This is a genomic window from Corallococcus sp. CA054B (assembly GCF_003611625.1).
Taxonomy (GTDB): Bacteria; Myxococcota; Myxococcia; order Myxococcales; family Myxococcaceae; genus Corallococcus; species Corallococcus coralloides.
Genome location: NZ_RAVY01000426.1, coordinates 1 through 597 on the forward strand (window position 1 = coordinate 1; position 597 = coordinate 597).

A 597-nucleotide genomic window follows, 5' to 3' on the forward strand; every position below is an offset into this window, starting at 1 on the left:
GGCGCCTCCGGGGCAGCGGCGATGGAGGCGACGGTCGCCTCCGGAGGCGTGGCCGTCACGGCCGGGGCCTCCGGGGCGCGGGCCTCGGGGGCATGCTCCACGGCGGTGGGCGGCTCCACGGCGACAGGCGCCTGCGGGGCCTCCGGCTCCATGGGAGCCGCGGCCTGGGGCTCGGGCTCCGACTCGTAGGCGGGCTCGTTCGCCTGGGCGTAGGCGTCCTGGCTCTCCGGGGCGGACATGCCCGCGGGAGGACCGACCTTGCGGCGCACCACGAAGCCCTTGGCGGCAACGGGAGGAGCAGCCTGCTTGGGCTTGCGCTTGTCCAGGATCTTCTGGACCGCGGCGGTGGCCTGGTCATCGTCCAGAGAGGACGAGTGGCTCTTGACGTCGTAACCCAGCCCGGCGAGCTCGGTCACAACCTCTTTGTTGTCGAGCTCAATCCCGTGGCTCTTGAGCTCCTTGGCGATTTCGTGAACGCGCTTCTTCGACATACCTTGATTGGCCTTCTGCTCCGCCGACGACGAGGCCGAGCACCCTAGTCCAAAGCCGAAATTGTGTGCGAGTGGTGCTTAACAGCCACCTCTCCCCGCAACCTCT

Annotated in this window: 1 protein-coding gene; it reads right to left on the minus strand. The window is 69.2% G+C overall.

Annotated elements, in window-relative coordinates; genetic code table 11:
- Positions 1–491 (minus strand): translation initiation factor IF-2 N-terminal domain-containing protein (locus D7V80_RS41160; RefSeq protein ID WP_199738997.1); only part of this gene is annotated, 491 nt, incomplete at its 3' end.
- Positions 492–597 lie beyond the last annotated feature (106 nt).